This window comes from [Clostridium] symbiosum, assembly GCA_036419695.1.
Taxonomy (GTDB): Bacteria; Bacillota; Clostridia; order Lachnospirales; family Lachnospiraceae; genus Otoolea; species Otoolea symbiosa_A.
The window spans coordinates 1,080,197-1,097,482 of sequence record CP143946.1; the positions used below are offsets into that span (position 1 = coordinate 1,080,197).

Genomic DNA, 17,286 nt, shown 5'->3' on the forward strand with positions numbered 1-17,286 from the left:
CAAAAGAAGAAAAACAGTTTATTACGGAACGGACAGGGAGAGTAAAGCAGATGAAGAAACTGGCGGTCGGCATTCTGGCTCATGTGGATGCGGGAAAAACTACATTATCGGAAGCAATGCTGTACACGGGCGGAGCCGTCCGAAAGCTGGGAAGAGTGGATAAAGGCGACGCTTTTCTGGATACCTATGAGCTGGAAAAGAAGAGGGGAATCACCATATTTTCCAAACAGGCCATGCTGCGGTGGGGAGAGATGCAGGTTACACTTTTAGACACCCCGGGGCATGTGGATTTTTCGGCCGAGATGGAGCGAACCCTACAGGTGCTGGACTACGCGATTCTGGTAATCAGCGGCACGGCGGGGGTGCAGGGGCACACGCAGACGCTCTGGCGGCTCCTTGCAAGATATGGGATTCCCACTTTTCTTTTTGTCAACAAGATGGACCTTGCGGACGGAAGGAAAGAGGATATTTCCCTGGAACTGAACAAGAAGCTGGACGGGAACATTGCGGATTTCAGTGAACAGGGAACGGAGAGCTTTTATGAAAATCTGGCCACATGCAGCGAGACGGCGCTTGAGCAGTATCTGGAGAGCGGGCAGATAGCTCCGGCGGATGTGGCAGAAATGATCCGGGCGCGGGAAGTATTTCCGTGCTTTTTCGGATCGGCGCTCAAGCTGGATGGAATAGAAGAATTTCTAAAAGGCATGGAAGATTACATGCTTATGCCGGAATATTCCTCACAGTTTGGCGCCAAGGTATTTAAAATTGCCAGGGATAACCAGGGAAACAGGCTGACCTATATGAAGATTACGGGAGGCCGTCTGCAGGTAAAAGATTTAATAGATGAGGAAAAAGTCAATCAGATCCGCGTCTATTCGGGTGATAAATTTGAGGCGGTAAAAGAGGCGGATGCCGGAACGGTCTGTGCGGTGACGGGACCTGCAAAAACTTCGCCCGGAAGAGGAATCGGGATAGAAGCGGCTTCAGCCATGCCGATTCTGGAACCTGTCCTCACATACAGGATACAGCTTCCGGAGGAGGTGGACGCCGCCGTCATGCTCCCGAAACTTTTACAGCTCGAAGAGGAGGAGCCGGAGCTTCATATCACCTGGCAGGAAGAACAGAAAGAGATCCATGCCCAGATTATGGGGGAAATCCAGATGGAGATCTTAAAGAGCCTGATTGCCGAACGGTTTGGAGTACGGATTGAGTTTGGCGGACGAAGCATTGTATACAAGGAAACGATTCAGAATACGGTGGAGGGAGTGGGACATTTTGAACCGCTCCGCCACTACGCCGAGGTCCATTTGTTAATGGAACCGGATGAACCGGGAAGCGGCCTGTCCTTTGCGGCGGCCTGCAGTGAGGATGTGCTGGACCGGAACTGGCAGAGACTGGTGTTGACCCACCTGGAGGAAAAAGAGCATAAGGGAGTGCTGACCGGTTCTCCGATAACGGATATGAGGATTACGCTGATGTCGGGGCGCGCCCATCTGAAACACACGGAGGGCGGGGATTTCAGGCAGGCGGTTTACCGGGCCGTGCGCCACGGACTGATGCAGGCCGATTCGGTACTTCTGGAGCCGGTTTACGATTTCCGGCTGGAGGTGCCTGAAAAATTGCTGGGCCGGGCGATGACGGATGTGGAACGGATGCATGGAACATTTGAACCTCCGGCGCTGGAGGGAGAGTATGCGGTCCTCACCGGAAATGCCCCGGTGGCCTGTATGGACGGATACCAGCAGGAGGTGACGGCCTATACTGGCGGCCGGGGACACCTGAGCTGTGCGCTTAAGGGATACGCTCCCTGTCACAATGAAGAGGAAGTGATTGAGGCCATCGGCTACGACGCGGACGGCGACACGGACAACCCGTCCGGTTCCGTATTCTGCGCCCACGGAGCCGGATTCGTTGTAAACTGGGATGAAGTGGCGGATTATATGCATCTGGAAAGCTGCCTACCCCCCGAAATTGTGGAGAACAATGGGGAACAGCCGCAGTCCGGTGGAAAAAGAGCGGGAAAGAGGGAAAAAGCCGGTACGGAGACGGAAGAAATGTGGATAGGAACAGATGAGATCGATGCGATCCTTGCCCGCACTTATAATGCCAATAAACGCGATAAATCCGGTGCATCCAGGCGACGCTGGGGTGGCCGCGGCAGTTCTTCGTCCGGGTATTCCGGCTATGCGTCTGGAAACCGGACGCAGTACGGTACGGCCTACGGCAGGGACATGGCGTCCGTGAGTACAGTATCCGGCGGGACCCCGGCGCCCGGGGCATCAGCACCAGCAGGAACCTCGGCAGCCGGGACTTCCGCAATACGGTCCCATGGAAAAGCGGAGACCAGGGAAGAGTACCTGCTGGTGGACGGATATAATATCATATTTGCGTGGGAGGAATTGCGGGAGCTGGCCGACCGGAATATGGACAGCGCCAGGGGAAAACTTCTGGACATCCTGTGCAATTACCAGGGCGCCAAAAAGTGCCAGGTGATCGCCGTCTTCGATGCATACCGTGTGCAGGGGCATGCCACGGAATTCCTGGATTACCACAACATCCATGTCGTTTATACGAAAGAGGCCGAGACGGCGGATCAGTATATCGAGAAATTTGCCCATGAAAATGCCAGAAAATATCATGTGACGGTGGCTACCTCGGACCGCCTGGAACAGATTATCATACGCGGCCAGGGATGCCGTCTGATGTCGGCCAGGGAATTTGAGGAGGAGATAGGCCGGATGAATGAGCAGATTCGCCAGGATTTTGAGGAGAAGAAGACGGGAGAAAAGCAGTATATGACCGACTTTATTTCCGAGGAAGTGATGAAGAAGATGAAAGAAGGGATAACGGAAAACGACTGAGTTTTCTATCATAATCAGCTAACGCAGAATCTGTTTCCGCCATTTTACACAGACGCCCCGGTATAAGACAAAAACTGTCTTATGCCGGGGCCGTTTTACGCGCCGTAACTGCGTTTTTATTATAACAGTTCTAAATCTATCCTTTATAATTCCAGATGTGAGCCGGGATATCTTTTAAAACCAGGCCTTTGTCCAGTCCACTTTTTTGTGAATCTCTTCGCCGGTGTCTTCAATGACCCGCTCGATCTCTTTCAAATCTGCGTCAAATTCAATCAGTTCGTCCAAAGATAAATGATACAGGATTGCCAGGCTCTTGGACTGCCGGATGTCGGGCAGCGTCTCGTCCGTTTCCCATTTGGAAATGGTCTGCCTGCTGACTCCCAATTTTTCCGCCACTTCCTCCTGGGACAGTCCGGACCGTTTCCTTGTGTTAAATAAACTGCTTCCTAAGTTCATTAAATTTACCTCCAAATCAAGTATGATATAAGTATAGGGACAGAGGAAAAGAAAGTCTATCAATTATATCTTGAACTTCCGCACTTATTCTTAACATGGTTTGAAGGCGCCGATACCCCGGTAAGTGACAAATCTACAACTGTGGATTAGGACAACTCACAATATACTTTTTCCGGTCATAGGATACTAAGAGGCAAAGACTGAAAATGACTCCAAAACGTTTTGCGTCTGAGCGGAGCGAAAGGAATTGATAGAAAGATGGCAGGTTACAGTGATTTAAGTATAAACACGAAAGCCTATCTGGATTGCTATTACAGTATCCTGAATGAAATGATGGAGCAGATGACGTCTGCTCCTCAGGCTGGCAGCATATCGGGAAATTTTATTGTACAGATGATGCCGCATCACCGGGCAGCGATTAAAATGTCTGAAAATCTTCTGCGTTACACAACCTATATTTCACTTCAAAATATGGCGCTGAATATCATAGCCGAACAGAAAAAAAGCATAGAGAATATGAAAAAGGTATATCCCTGCTGCTGTACGTTAGTTAATAAGCCGGCAGAGCTTCAAAGTTACCGGAGAGATAATGAACGCATTCTGCAGAATATGTTCCGGGAAATGAAATCGGCGGTGGTGGATAATAATATCAACGTGTGCTTTATAAGGGAAATGATACCGCACCACAAAGGAGCGGTCCTGATGTGTGAAAACATGCTGCGATATCCCGGCTGTCCGGAATTAGTGCCGATACTTGAGGCAATCACCGTATCGCAGAAAAAAGGTATTATTCAGATGCAGCAGATGCTCAAAGAAATACGGTTTTGACGTTTTGCGCACAGGTCACAGGCGCCAATCGAAAAGAATTATGCCGGATAGCAATATCCGGCTAATTTTATGCCTTAAAACGGGCAGAAAGGGGAATACTGATCAAAAAGAGATTTTTACCGAAAGCGGCTGTACAGGCCGGACCGTTTGGAGGCAGTGATGGATTACAGAAAACAAAGTTCAGATAAATATAAAAACCAGGAAACTAAAAATGAAAAACCGGACAACAGGGCTTTTGGCGGCGCGGCCCCGGAGCCTGCGTCACAGGGAGCAGCCAAAAGCCGCGCCTCTGAACCGTCACAGACGAATACCCGGCCTGAAAAGAGGGGGAAAAAGCGGTCCCATTCACAATCGGAAACCGGTTCAGGAACCCGCTCAGAAACCCGCCGTAAAAGGGCCTCTGCAGATAAAGATACATCCCACGCAAAGCGGAAAAAAAGAAGGAAAAGAATCTGGACAGCCATTCTCGTCATATTCCTGCTTTGCCTGATTACGGTATCCGCGGCCGGAGGATATTTCCTGAAGCGCATTATCGACAAGGCGCCCGACATAACGGCGCTGAGCCTCCGTCCGGAGGGATTTGCCACCATGCTCTACGACAGCGCGGGAAATGAGGTGGAAAAACTGGTGATGGAGGGGACGAACCGGGAGGAGGCTGCCTATGAGGAATTTCCCGCTCACCTCGTCAATGCGTTTATCGCCATTGAGGATGAGCGGTTCTGGAAGAACAGCGGAGTCGACATCCGGGCGATTATGAGGGCGGTAAAAGGAGTGCTTACCGGCAATTCATCCGCCGGAGGAGGCAGCACCATCACCCAGCAGCTCATTAAAAACGCGGTGTTCCAGGGGGGCATGGAATCAACCTTTGAGGAACGCCTGGAACGGAAAATACAGGAACAGTATCTGGCCGTCAAGCTGAATAAGATGGTGGACAAGAAGACCATCATGACAAACTACCTGAATACCATCAACCTGGGCTCCAACACCCTGGGCGTCAAGGTGGCGGCCAGAAGATATTTTGATAAGGACGTGTCGGAACTGACCCTTTCGGAGTGCGCTGTTTTAGCGGGAATTACGAAGAACCCGTCCAAACTGAATCCTCTTACCGGCGCGGAGGAGAATGAGAAACGCCGGAAGATTATTCTCGGTAAGATGGAGGAGCAGGGACTGATCAGCCAGGAGGAAAAAGAAGAGGCGCTGGCGGACGATGTGTACGCGCGGATTCAGAATGTGGATGTAACGGCCAGGGCATCGGCTACGCCGTACAGCTATTTTACCGATGAAGTGATCGATCAGGTGACGGAGGCTTTGATGGACAGGCTCGGATATTCGGAGGCCATTGCCCGCAAGATGCTCTATGGAGGAGGCCTTTCGATTTATACGACCCAGGATCCTTCGATTCAGGCAATCGTGGACGAGGAAATTAATAACCCGGAAAATTACAAAACAGCATTTCTGTCGGCCGATTACCGTCTTTCCGTCCGTCATGCGGACGGCAGCGCGGATAATTATTCGGATCAGGATATCAGGACATACCATAAAAATGAACTGAAGGACAACTATACCGGACTGTACAACACCGCGGAGGAGGTGCAGGCCGATGTGGACCGGTTTAAAGCATCGGTTGTGAAAGAAGGAGACGAGATAACGGGGGAACGTCTGCAGGCGGTCATCCAGCCGCAGGTCTCTTTCGTATTAATGGATCAGCGCACCGGTGAAGTGAAAGCGATAAACGGCGGACGCGGGGAGAAAACGGCCAGCAGGACATTGAACCGCGCGTCGGATACGCTCCGCCAGCCAGGCTCCACGTTTAAAGTGATTTCCTCGTTTGCACCGGCCCTCGACAGCATGGGAGCAACGCTTGCAACCACCTATTATGACGCGCCCTATTCCGTCGGAAAGAAACAATTCCGGAACTGGTACAGCCGGTTTTTGGGATATTCCAACATCAGGGAAGGAATCGTCTATTCCATGAATATCGTCGCCGTCCGCTGCATGATGGAGACGATTTCCCCGGAACTGGGAGTAAAATATGCGGAGAAATTCGGAATCACGTCCATGTCCGATAAAGACTACAACGCATCCACTGCCCTGGGCGGAATCACGGCCGGCGTGTCGAATCTGGAGCTGACGGGAGCCTATGCAGCTATCGCGGCGGGAGGCGTGTATACAAAACCCGTTTTCTTTACGAAAATTGTGGATCACGACGGAAAAGTCCTGATTGAAAATGAACCGGAGAAACATGAGGTCCTGAAACCGCAGACCGCTTTCCTGCTGACGGACGCTTTGCGGGAGGCCATGTCGGGCGGGCCGAAATTTGCAACCTCCCCGGTAAATCCCACCGGTGGGAGAGCCAGGCTGTCCAGGATGACATGTGCCGGGAAAAGCGGAACCACGACCGCCAGCAAGGATCTGTGGTTTACCGGTTTTACACCCTGGTACACAGCGGGAATCTGGAGCGGAAATGATGGAAACCAGGCCGTGAGCGGAGGGACCTCCTACCATAAGGATATATGGAAAAAGATCATGGACCGCGTCCATGAGGGACTGCAGGATCCGGGTTTTACGGTACCGGAGGGCATCGTGAAGGTGCAGATCTGCCGCAAATCCGGTAAACTGGCGATTCCCGGGGTCTGCACAAACGATCCGAGGGGAAATGCCGTGTATACCGAGTATTTTGCAGAGGGGACGCAGCCGACCATGCTTTGCGACCGGCATGTGATTTCAGAAGTCTGTACCGAATCCGGGCAGTCTGCCACCGAATTCTGTCCTGAGATTGCAACCGGCGTATTTCTTGTTGTTCCCCTCGGCGAGGGAACGACGGATGATACCCAGTACACATTGCCGCCGAGATGCACGCTGCACGGTGACATGAGTTCGATCATTCTGCCCCCCGGAACCGGTGAGGACGACGGTCAGAGCGAGTCGGGAGGTGCATCGGAATCCACGGCGGGCCGGGAGAGCAGGCCGTCCTGGGACGTATGGCCGACGCAGGCGACACGTCCTACAAAGGAGAGCAAACCCTCCTGGGATGTGTGGCCGACCCAGGGCAGCAAACCGCCCTGGGATGTATGGCCAACCCAGGCGACACGCCCGACTCAGGGTAGCACGTCGTCCTGGGAGAGCAGGCCGACGCAGGAAAGTACGCCGTCCTGGCAAAAACCGACACAGAAACCGACGCAGGAAAGTACGCCGTCCTGGCAGAAGCCGACACAAAAGCCGACGCAGGAGAGCACGCCATCCTGGCAGAAGCCGACCCAGAGGCCAACACAAGAGAGCACCCAGAGCAGAAATTATCCCTGGAACGGAGGCGGAAACAGGTGAATTTTTTGCCTCTGTAAATCCCTTAAAACCCCGTAAATAATTGAAACTTAGGCTCTTCTGTGCTACACTGACATTGGTGCCTATATGGACAAAGTAAAAAAGTTGTATATAGGTTTCTTTTGTTGTGGTAAAATGTAGATAAAACATTCCGGCGCAAGCCGTAATAATATTTTTTCAGAATGGCGGGGAAAGAAAAGGAGACAGGAAGATGCTCTCAAAAAAAGTAATTCTGGTTGTGGAAGATAATGAAATAAACCGTATGATGCTAAGTGAAATGCTGTCCTCGGAATACAGAGTCCTGGAGGCGGAGAACGGACAGGCCGCGCTCTCTGTGCTGGAGGCGCACAGGGACGATGTTTCACTGATCCTGCTTGATATTACAATGCCGATTATGGATGGATATACGTTCCTTTCTATTGCAAAAGCAGATCCGGTTCTTGCATCGATTCCTGTAATTGTTACGACCCAGAGTGACAGCGAGGCCGACGAGGTTGCGGCTCTGTCCCACGGGGCGACCGATTTTGTGGCAAAACCGTACAAGCCCCAGATCATCCGGCACAGGGTGGCAAGCATCATCCACCTCCGGGAAACGGCGGCGATGATTAACCAGTTTAAGTATGACCGGCTGACCGGCCTTTACAGCAAGGAGTTCTTTTACCAGCGCGTAAGGGAAATCCTTAATCAGAATCCGGGGCAGAAGTACGATATCCTGTGCTCGGACATTGAAAATTTTAAACTGATTAACGACGTTTTCGGCGTAACTGCGGGTGACCAGCTGCTGTGCGGAGTTGCTGAATTGTACCGTCGGCTCACGGGCGAGGGAGGGACATGCGGCCGCCTGAGCGCGGATCAGTTTGCCTGCCTGCTGGAACACAGGGATAAATATGAGGATGATATGTTTATCAGGGCCAATGAAGTGATTAACGCCCTCCCCAATGCGAAAAACGTTGTGATGAAATGGGGGATTTTTTCCATTGAAAACCGCAGCATTACGATAGAGCAGATGTCTGACCGCGCCCTCCTTGCGGCGCGCAGCATCAAGGGACAGTACAGAAAGTATTTTGCCGCCTATGACGACAAGCTGCGTGATGAACTGCTGCGGCAGCAGGCCATTATCGACAGTATGGAATCGGCCCTGAAAGAGGAGCAGTTCCTGATTTACCTGCAGCCCAAATACAGGATCCGGGATGAGAGGCTGGCCGGCGCAGAGGCGTTGATACGCTGGAAACATCCCGAGTGGGGATTTCAGTCTCCGGCAGAATTTATCCCGCTTTTTGAGAAAAATGGATTCATTACAAAACTCGATCAGTTTGTCTGGGATAAGACGTGTTCTTATCTGAAGGAGTGGGACAGCAAAGGTTACCCGAAGATACCGGTTTCGGTCAATGTCTCACGCGCCGATATCTATAATGCGGATATTGCGGATACACTGATTAAAATCGTACATAAATATGATTTGCCGCCCTCACGCCTCCATCTGGAAATCACGGAGAGCGCCTACACGGAAAATCCGGGACAGATTATTGAAACGGTCAGACGCCTGAGAAAATTGGGATTTATCATTGAGATGGATGATTTCGGCAGCGGATATTCCTCACTTAACATGCTGAACCAGATGCCGATCGATATCCTGAAGCTGGATATGAAATTCATTCAGAGCGAGACGGCAAAACCGATCAGCCAGGGAGTGCTTCAGTTCATCATGGAGCTGGCGCGCTGGATGCACCTGGGCGTTGTGGCCGAGGGAGTCGAAACCAAGGAACAGCTGGACCGCCTGCTTGAAACGGGATGTGACTATGTGCAGGGATATTACTTTGCAAAGCCGATGCCGGGCAGGGAGTTTGAAGAACTGCTCAGGGGACAGGAAACCGTGGAAATTGAGGAAAAATGGGAAACAGACCCCGTCGAAATCCAGAGCAGGGAGACTGGGGCGGGGCACAGGAAGCAGCAGCTCCTGGTTGCAGATGAGGACGCGGAGTACAGGAGACAGGTAGCTGAAAACTTTTCAGAATACTATGACGTCCTGGAGGCTGTGGATGATGTTTCCGCACGGGAAATTATCCACGGCCGTACCTACGGTCCGGATGCGGTTCTTCTGAGCGCTTCCCTGGCCGGAGCGGGCGGAATTTCCGTGCTTCAGTCCGTCAAAAGGGATAAATCGGTGTGGAACATTCCGGTTATTGTCACCGGTCCGCCGGATATGCAGACGGAAAAACAGGCGATGGCAATAGGAGCCGACGATTATGCAGCCAAACCACACGCGCCCGAAAGTCTCAGAAAGAGAATTAACCATGCCATAAGGCTGGCGACGTTTCCGAAGCGTGAACAGGATTTAAAGGAGGAGGCATACCGCGACCCCATGACCAATGTCCTGAACCGCCGTGGATGGGAGGCGGCCACCGCTTCTCTTCAGAAGGAGGATGCCCCATTTGCATTTTATCTCTTTGATCTCGATAATTTGAAGGAGGTCAACGACACCCTCGGTCATATGGAAGGGGATCGCCTGATCCAGGAATTCGGGGAGCTTCTCCGCGCCCATACCAGAAAAACAGATATTCTGGCCAGATATGGGGGGGATGAATTTGTCGCAATCATGAAACAGATGAAATCCGATGATGCCGCAATGAAAAAGGGAAGGGAAATCTGCCGGGCGCTTGCCGAAAAACGTTTTGCAGAGAAAATTACGGTGACCGCCTCCGTGGGAATTGTGATATGGAACGTGGAGGAACCGCTCGACGATGTGATAAAACGAGTGGATTTGGCATTGTACCGTGCAAAAGCAAACTGTAAAGGTGGATGTTACCTTTGGAAGGAATAAAACAAATGAAGTACTATACTACAGCGAAAGATACTGCCCAGGCATTCTGCCGGGCCTGGTTCGAACAGCGCGACGGGGAGGCGGCAATCGGTTTCCTCTCTGATGACATTGACTTTGTAGGCACCGGCGCGGATGAATTTGCCTGCGGAAAAGCGGAGATGACCGCCTATCTAAACCAGGATATCAGTGAGATTACGGAACCATTCTCCTGTGAGATGAGAGTAATCCATGAACAGAGCATTACGGTGGAAGTGACTCATCTCTCCATGGAGATGACGCTGAAAAACAGGCAGTATCTCTGGCATCTGCGTACGTTCTTTACGCTTGCTTTGGAAGGCGGGAGCTGGAAGATTAAATGTTTCCATGTGGCGGAACCCGGCAGCAGCCAGAAGGGGAGGGAGCATTATCCCCAGACGCTTGTGATGGAACACATCAGCAGACAGAGACAGGAGCTTTTAAACGATTCCGTGGCCGGCGGTATGATGGGAGGATATGTCGAAGACGGATTTCCCTTCTATTTTATCAACCGGCAGATGCTGGATTATCTGGGATATGAGAATAAAACGGAATTTGTCCATGATATAGAGGGGATGATTTCCAACTGTATGCATCCGGACGATCGGAAACCGGTGAATGAGACCGTGAATGCACAGCTTTTGGAGGGCGATGAATATATCGTTGAATACAGGATGCGCAAGAAAGACGGCACATACATATGGGTCCATGATACGGGCAGAAAACTTATGGCGGAAGATGGTCGTGCCGCCATTGTTTCGGTCTGCATCGATATCACGGAAGAGAAAAAGATGCGGGATGAACTGCTCCATCTCTATAATAATATTCCGGGAGCCGTTTTCCGGTGCCATTATGACGAAGAACTGTCAGTAATCGACGCCAATGACGGCCTGTTTGAATTCCTTGGCTACACCAGGGACGAATTTACCGCGTTGGGTAATAAAATGTCGGCTGTTATCCACCCGGAAGACATGCCGGTCATGCTCCAGAAGATCAGTGCTCAACTGCAGTATGGCGACACGGTCCGCATTGAGGGCCGCGTTATCTGCGGGGACGGCGAAGTCAAGTGGTTTTCACTTAAAGCACAGCTTTTTCAGGAAAAGGACGAAGGGCAGCTTTTCAGCGTACTTCTTGATATTACGGACGAGAGGAGCCTGCAGGAGAAAAATGATGAACTGTATGAGCAGGAACTGGCCTATTTCGTGGAATTATCCTCCGAGGAGGGGAGCGCCCAGGGACGTCTCAACGTCACGCGCAACCAGGTGGAGAGTTACATCTGTACGCCCCAGATGGCGGTTACCAGTATAGGGCACTCTTACGACGAGCTGGTGGAACATTTGTCGGAGGCTGCGGCCGATCCGGCTTATGGAGCGTCAATCCGCAGCACACTTTCCCGTGAGAAGGTGCTTGCGGATTATGCGCTTGGGAAGACGGATTATCATTTTGAATTCCTGAGGAAACGCGGGGAGGAAGGCGTTTTCTGGAGCAGTACAAGCTTTCGTTTATACAGGGAGCCGGAGAACGACGACGTGATTGCATTTTTCTATACCACGGATAATACGGCCCACAAGATTCAGGAGGAGCTGCTGAAGAAGATTACCAGACTCGATTATGAACTCCTCACGGAGGTTAATATCCGGCGCGATACCCATCGGCTGATCTTATTTGATGAGAACAGCCAGAGGGCGGGAGCCGCCGAAGGAGAGTTCCAGGCCGAGGTCAGACGGATCGCAGACCGTTTTATGGATGAGGAAGCAAAGCAGGAATACCGGTCAAAACTGGACTTTGAATATATGGAAAAGAGACTGTCACAGGAGCCGGTGTACTCTTTTGTCATTGAGATGATGGATGAGGAGGGGAATAAGAGAGTAAAACGTTTCCAGGTCTTCTACATTGAGAAGGAACTCGGCAGAGTCTGCGTGGCGCGCAGCGACGTGACCGATGTGGTTCAGAAAGAACAGCGTCAGAAGGAAGAGCTGGCCGCCGCACTGGTGGCTGCGGAGCAGGCCAATGCCGCCAAGTCGGACTTCCTGTCACGGATGAGCCATGAAATCAGGACGCCGATGAATGCCATCATCGGCATGAGCACCATTGCCGCCCAGGCTGTCGGTGATGATGAGCAGATTGCAGACTGTATCTCAAAGATAGGAATTTCATCACGGTTTCTTCTGTCGTTAATCAACGATATTCTGGATATGAGCCGGATTGAGAGCGGCAAGATGCTCTTAAAGAATGAAAAGATTCCAACAGAAGAGTTTATCGTGGGACTCAATTCCATCTGCTACGCCCAGGCGTCTGCAAAGGGCGTGGAATATGAGTGTATCGTGGATCCCGTTCTGGATGACTATTATGTCGGTGATGCGATGAAGCTGCAGCAGGTGCTTTTGAATATCCTGAGCAATGCCATCAAATTCACCGGTGAGGGCGGGAAGGTCACATTTTCCGCATCACAGCGCCAGAGAACGAAAAATACCGCTGCGCTGCGTTTTATCGTAAATGATACGGGCGTGGGCATGAGTGAGGAATTTATTCCGCGCATTTTCGAACCTTTCTCGCAGGAATCCATTGGGACTACGGCGCTTTACGGCGGCACAGGACTGGGACTTGCGATTTCAAAAAGCATAGTGGACCTGATGGACGGCAAAATCACGGTGCGTTCCATCAAAGGAATCGGTACGGAATTTACAGTGGATGTAAAGCTAGGGATTACCGAGGAAGAAAAGCTGCTCCACGGGCAGAAAAAGCAGAATTATAATTTCTCCCACCTGAAAACGCTGGTTGTGGATGATGACGTGGTGGTTTGCGAGAGCGCGGTCGTCACCCTTCGTGAGATGGGAATCACCGCAGAATGGGTGGACAGCGGCCGAAAGGCGGTTGAGCGGGTACAGGGACTCTGGGATGCGGGCAGATACTTTGACATGATTCTGATAGACTGGAAAATGCCGGGAATGGACGGCATTGAGACCGCCAGGCATATCAGGGCTATTGTAGGGCCGGAGGTTACGATCATTATCATGACCGCCTATGACTGGATTTCCATAGAGCATGAGGCAAAGCTGGCCGGGGTGAACCTTCTGATGAGCAAACCGATGTTTAAATCAGCCCTGGTATCGGCTTTTTCCAAAGCGCTGGGGGAGAAGGAAGAGAGAAAGCCGCAGATGGATGCGGCCGCCTATGATTTTTCCGGAAGGCGTCTGCTGCTGGCGGAGGATAATGCCATTAACACGGAGGTTGCCGTGATGCTTCTTGAGAGCAAGGGATTTACCGTAGACACGGCCGAAAATGGTCTCAGGGCGCTGGAATTATTCAGTAAATCGTCGACCGGATATTATGACGCCATCCTGATGGATATCAGAATGCCGCTGATGGACGGGCTGACGGCCACTACAAGTATCAGACATTTAAGCAATACGGACGCCGCAACGGTTCCGATTGTTGCAATGACAGCCAACGCATTTGACGATGACATAGAAAAAAGCAAGGCGGCAGGAATGGATGCCCACCTTGCAAAGCCGATTGATTCGGACCGGTTATATCAGACACTATACCATCTTATTTACAGAGAGGAAGGTTAAAATCGATGCGGAGTTTTCGGGAAATAGTTGAGTCCTATGGTGTGGATTATGACAATACAATGGCACGGTTTTTGGGAAATGAGACATTTTATCTGAAGATACTGGGAAGACTGCCTCAGGACAATAACCTGGCCGCCCTGGAAGACGCTTTGGACAAAGGAGATCTGGACAGAGCCTTTGAGGCGGCGCATACGATTAAGGGGTTGGCTGGTAATCTTGGCTTACAGTCCATCTATGAGGCGGTTTCCGCCATGGTGGAACCTTTGCGGGCCGGGGAACTCAGGGAAGATTACAAAACGCTTTATCATGTGATCCGGGAGGAGTACCGGAAAGCGGAGAGAATGCGGCGGGATCTGGAAGAATGTGAAGGCTTTTAAGATTTTGGAGGAGTTTGAACCGTATTACGGGAATTTGTTTCAGGAACTGTTTGACTTTATTGAGAAAATGGCTGAGAATATATGTATGGAGTTGTTTCCATTGACTGCGGCGGAGGATTGAGGAGCAAGTGGAGGAGTCTGTATGAAGCATATATACGGCCTTAAGATGAAAAAATATATTATGGTTTTACTCGTGATGCTGTTTATGATGGCAGTGTCGTTTCCATGCGCGGCCGACGAAGAGGCGGAAGATAAGGTTCTTCGCGTAGCATTTCCCATAACGGAAGGTTATACCATGCTGACGGCGGATGGAGAAAGGTATGGGCTGGTGGTCGATGTCCTCAATGAGGTTGCCAAGTATACCGGATGGAAATATGAATACATTGATGTTGAGAATGAAGAAATACTGAGACGTTTTAAGGCCGGGGAATACGATCTGATGGGCGGTCAGTATTATATGGACGGGCTCGAGGAAGATTATGGATATCCTGAATATAACTGTGGTTATACAAAACTGATCCTGCTGGCCAGAAAAGATGATGACCGTATCAAGGGATTCGACCTGAACTCTCTTAATGGAAAAACAATTGGGGTTTTTGAACGGGCTGCGGAGAATATAAGACGGCTCAAGATTTATCTGGAACTTAATAACATAGACTGCACGATCAAATATTACAATCATGATCAGCTGAAGGAGCATGGGGGCCTGAATTATTATCTGGAGAACGGCGAGGTGGATTTGCTGCTGGGCAACAGTGCGGACTCCGGTGATAAATTTTATGTTGCCGCCACATTCGATTCACAGCCTCATTATATTGTGACGCAGCCGGACAACCAGGAGATTCTCGACGGCCTTAATATGGCGCTTGAGAAGATTTACGAGGCGGATCCCAACTTTGCAAAAAAATTATACGAAACCAATTTTCCTGCCGCTGCCAATATGAATGCGGTACTTAATGCAAAGGAGAAAGAATATATAGAACAGAGAGGGACTGTGACGGTAGCTGTCCCGAGTGACTGGCATCCGCTTTTCTGCCTGGATAATGGTGACGGCCACAACGGCTATGTGCCCGATATTCTTCAGAAGATTTCTGAGTATTCCGGTCTGGAGTTCTCCTATATATACTGTGACAGTTATGCGCAGACGCTCGGGAAGATACAGAACGGTGAGGCCGATCTGCTCGCTTTTTACCTTGGTTCGGACGAGGATGCCGTAGAACAGGATCTGGCGCTGACAACGCCTTACGTAGAACTGAATTCTATCCTGGTGAGGAATAAGGAATCAAGCTATCCCGCGCAGGGGCTGGTCGGAGCCGTACTGGAAGGGGAAGACATGCCGGATAATATCACGGTGGATAAGGAAATCTATTATTCCGATATTGCAGAGGCGCTTTCGGATGTCAACCGCGGCAAAGTAGACTTTTTTTACGGGGTATCCGCGCATCTTGAAAGTATTATACAAAAGAACAATTTTACCAATCTGATGCAGGTAAATCTGATCAATGATCACCGGGAAACCAGTTTTGCAATGAAAAGTCCAGTACAGCCGGAACTTTTTTCAATAATCAATAAAGCGATCAACAATATCAGCAGCGAAGATTCTGCCGCCATCGGCAGCCGTAATATGGTCTCCATCGGGGAATCCCATATGACGCTTACCAGTATTGTCTATGCCAATCCGTCCCTGGCGGTGGGCGTTGTGGCTACGGGACTTATCCTGCTTCTGATTGTTGTCATTCTTATAGGAAAGTCACGTCTTCATGCCGCCGCCATGCAGAGTGAACTCGAAAAGGCGGAGGCAGGCAACCGTGCGAAAAGTGAATTCCTTTCCCGCATGAGCCATGAAATCAGAACCCCGATGAATGCGATTGTCGGACTGACCGATTTAACCGCAATGATGGAAGGGGTGCCCGAAAAGGTAGCGGAGAACCTGGAAAAGATTAAAACATCGTCTAAGTATCTGCTGGGCCTGATCAATGACATTCTGGATATGAGCCGTATTGAAAACGGTAAGATGACTCTGGCGGCCGAAGATTTTTCCCTGCACGACATGCTGAGTGACGTTGAAAATATGCTGCAGCAGGATGCCGCAAACCGGTCGCTGAAATTCAGCCTGGAAGAGAGTATTGGACATGATGTGATAGTGGGGGATGAACTGCGCCTGAGGCAGGTGATACTCAACCTGCTTTCCAATGCATTCAAATTCACCCGGGCTGGTGGCAGCGTTCTTCTCAGGGTTTCGGAGGAATCCTCCACGGAGACTGTGGCCTCCTATAATATCCTGGTCCGTGATACGGGCATCGGAATTGCTCAGGAAGAACAGCGGCGAATCTTTGAAAGCTTTGAACAGCTGGGCTCTAATTATTCGAAGAGCCAGGGAACCGGACTTGGATTGGCCATAAGCAGAAATATTGTCCATCTGATGGGCGGTGAGCTCTTTCTTAAAAGTGAACCGGGAAAAGGCAGTGAGTTCTATTTTACCGTGACCCTTCCCAGGGGACGGATGGAGAAAAAGCCTGTTTCGGAGGCGGCGCCCAGGGAACAAGGGTTTGACGGGGCGGAGATCCTCCTTGCCGAGGACAATGATCTCAATGCGGAAATCGCCATGGAACTGCTCCGCATGCAGGGAGCCGTTGTCACCCGGGCGGAGAATGGACGGGAGGCGTTAGAACTGTTTAAACAAAGCGCCCAGGGGGAGATTAAGGCGATTCTTATGGATATCCAGATGCCGGAGATGAATGGATTGGAGGCCACGGCCGCCATCCGCGGGCTGTCACGTCCGGATGCCGCAACAGTCCCGATTATCGCAATGACCGCGAACGCCTTCCAGGAGGACAAGGAGTCGGCAATGGCAGCAGGAATGAACGGTTTCGTGCCAAAGCCAATTGATGTGGCTGCGCTTTATGAGGAGCTGTATCACAATATGGCTGCTGTGAATGATGCCGTAAAGTAAGATGACGGAAATGGAGAAGCGTAAATTAGAATTTATAGATAATCAGATGTTATAGAAAAAAAACTGGATGCCGTTTGCA

General features: G+C 50.8%; 7 protein-coding genes and 1 pseudogene. 7 read left to right on the top strand and 1 reads right to left on the bottom strand.

What is annotated here, in order from left to right:
• Positions 1–50 precede the first annotated feature (50 nt).
• Positions 51–2,861, top strand: a complete 2,811-nt coding sequence (locus V3C10_05115; GenBank protein WVP63201.1) for a translation factor GTPase family protein — start codon at positions 51–53, stop codon at positions 2,859–2,861.
• Positions 2,862–3,047: 186 nt separating this feature from the next.
• Here V3C10_05115 and V3C10_05120 read toward each other — a convergent pair.
• Positions 3,048–3,317, bottom strand: a pseudogene (locus tag V3C10_05120) (helix-turn-helix transcriptional regulator).
• 258 nt (positions 3,318–3,575) lie between these two features.
• Between V3C10_05120 and V3C10_05125 the strand changes: the two are divergent.
• The 6 genes from V3C10_05125 to V3C10_05150 all read left to right on the top strand — a co-directional run bounded on the left by V3C10_05125 (position 3,576) and on the right by V3C10_05150 (position 17,207).
• A complete protein-coding gene (locus V3C10_05125; protein WVP63202.1) occupies positions 3,576–4,145 on the top strand; it encodes a DUF305 domain-containing protein in 570 nt (189 codons plus the stop codon).
• A 159-nt stretch (positions 4,146–4,304) separates the two neighbouring features.
• Positions 4,305–7,469 (top strand): transglycosylase domain-containing protein, encoded by a 3,165-nt coding sequence (locus tag V3C10_05130; GenBank protein ID WVP63203.1) that lies wholly within the window; start codon positions 4,305–4,307, stop codon positions 7,467–7,469.
• Positions 7,470–7,677: 208 nt separating this feature from the next.
• The gene (locus V3C10_05135; protein ID WVP63204.1) at positions 7,678–10,287 is read left to right on the top strand and encodes an EAL domain-containing protein; all 2,610 of its coding nucleotides are present in this window, start codon (positions 7,678–7,680) and stop codon (positions 10,285–10,287) included.
• Between the two features lie 5 nt (positions 10,288–10,292).
• A complete protein-coding gene (locus V3C10_05140) occupies positions 10,293–13,877 on the top strand; it encodes a response regulator (GenBank protein WVP63205.1) in 3,585 nt (1,194 codons plus the stop codon).
• A gap of 5 nt (positions 13,878–13,882) precedes the next feature.
• On the top strand, positions 13,883–14,254 hold the full coding sequence (locus V3C10_05145; protein WVP63206.1) for an Hpt domain-containing protein: 372 nt from the start codon (positions 13,883–13,885) through the stop codon (positions 14,252–14,254).
• A 142-nt stretch (positions 14,255–14,396) separates the two neighbouring features.
• Entirely contained in the window at positions 14,397–17,207 is a 2,811-nt protein-coding gene (locus tag V3C10_05150) for a transporter substrate-binding domain-containing protein (GenBank protein ID WVP63207.1), read from the top strand.
• The last annotated feature ends 79 nt before the right edge of the window (positions 17,208–17,286 follow it).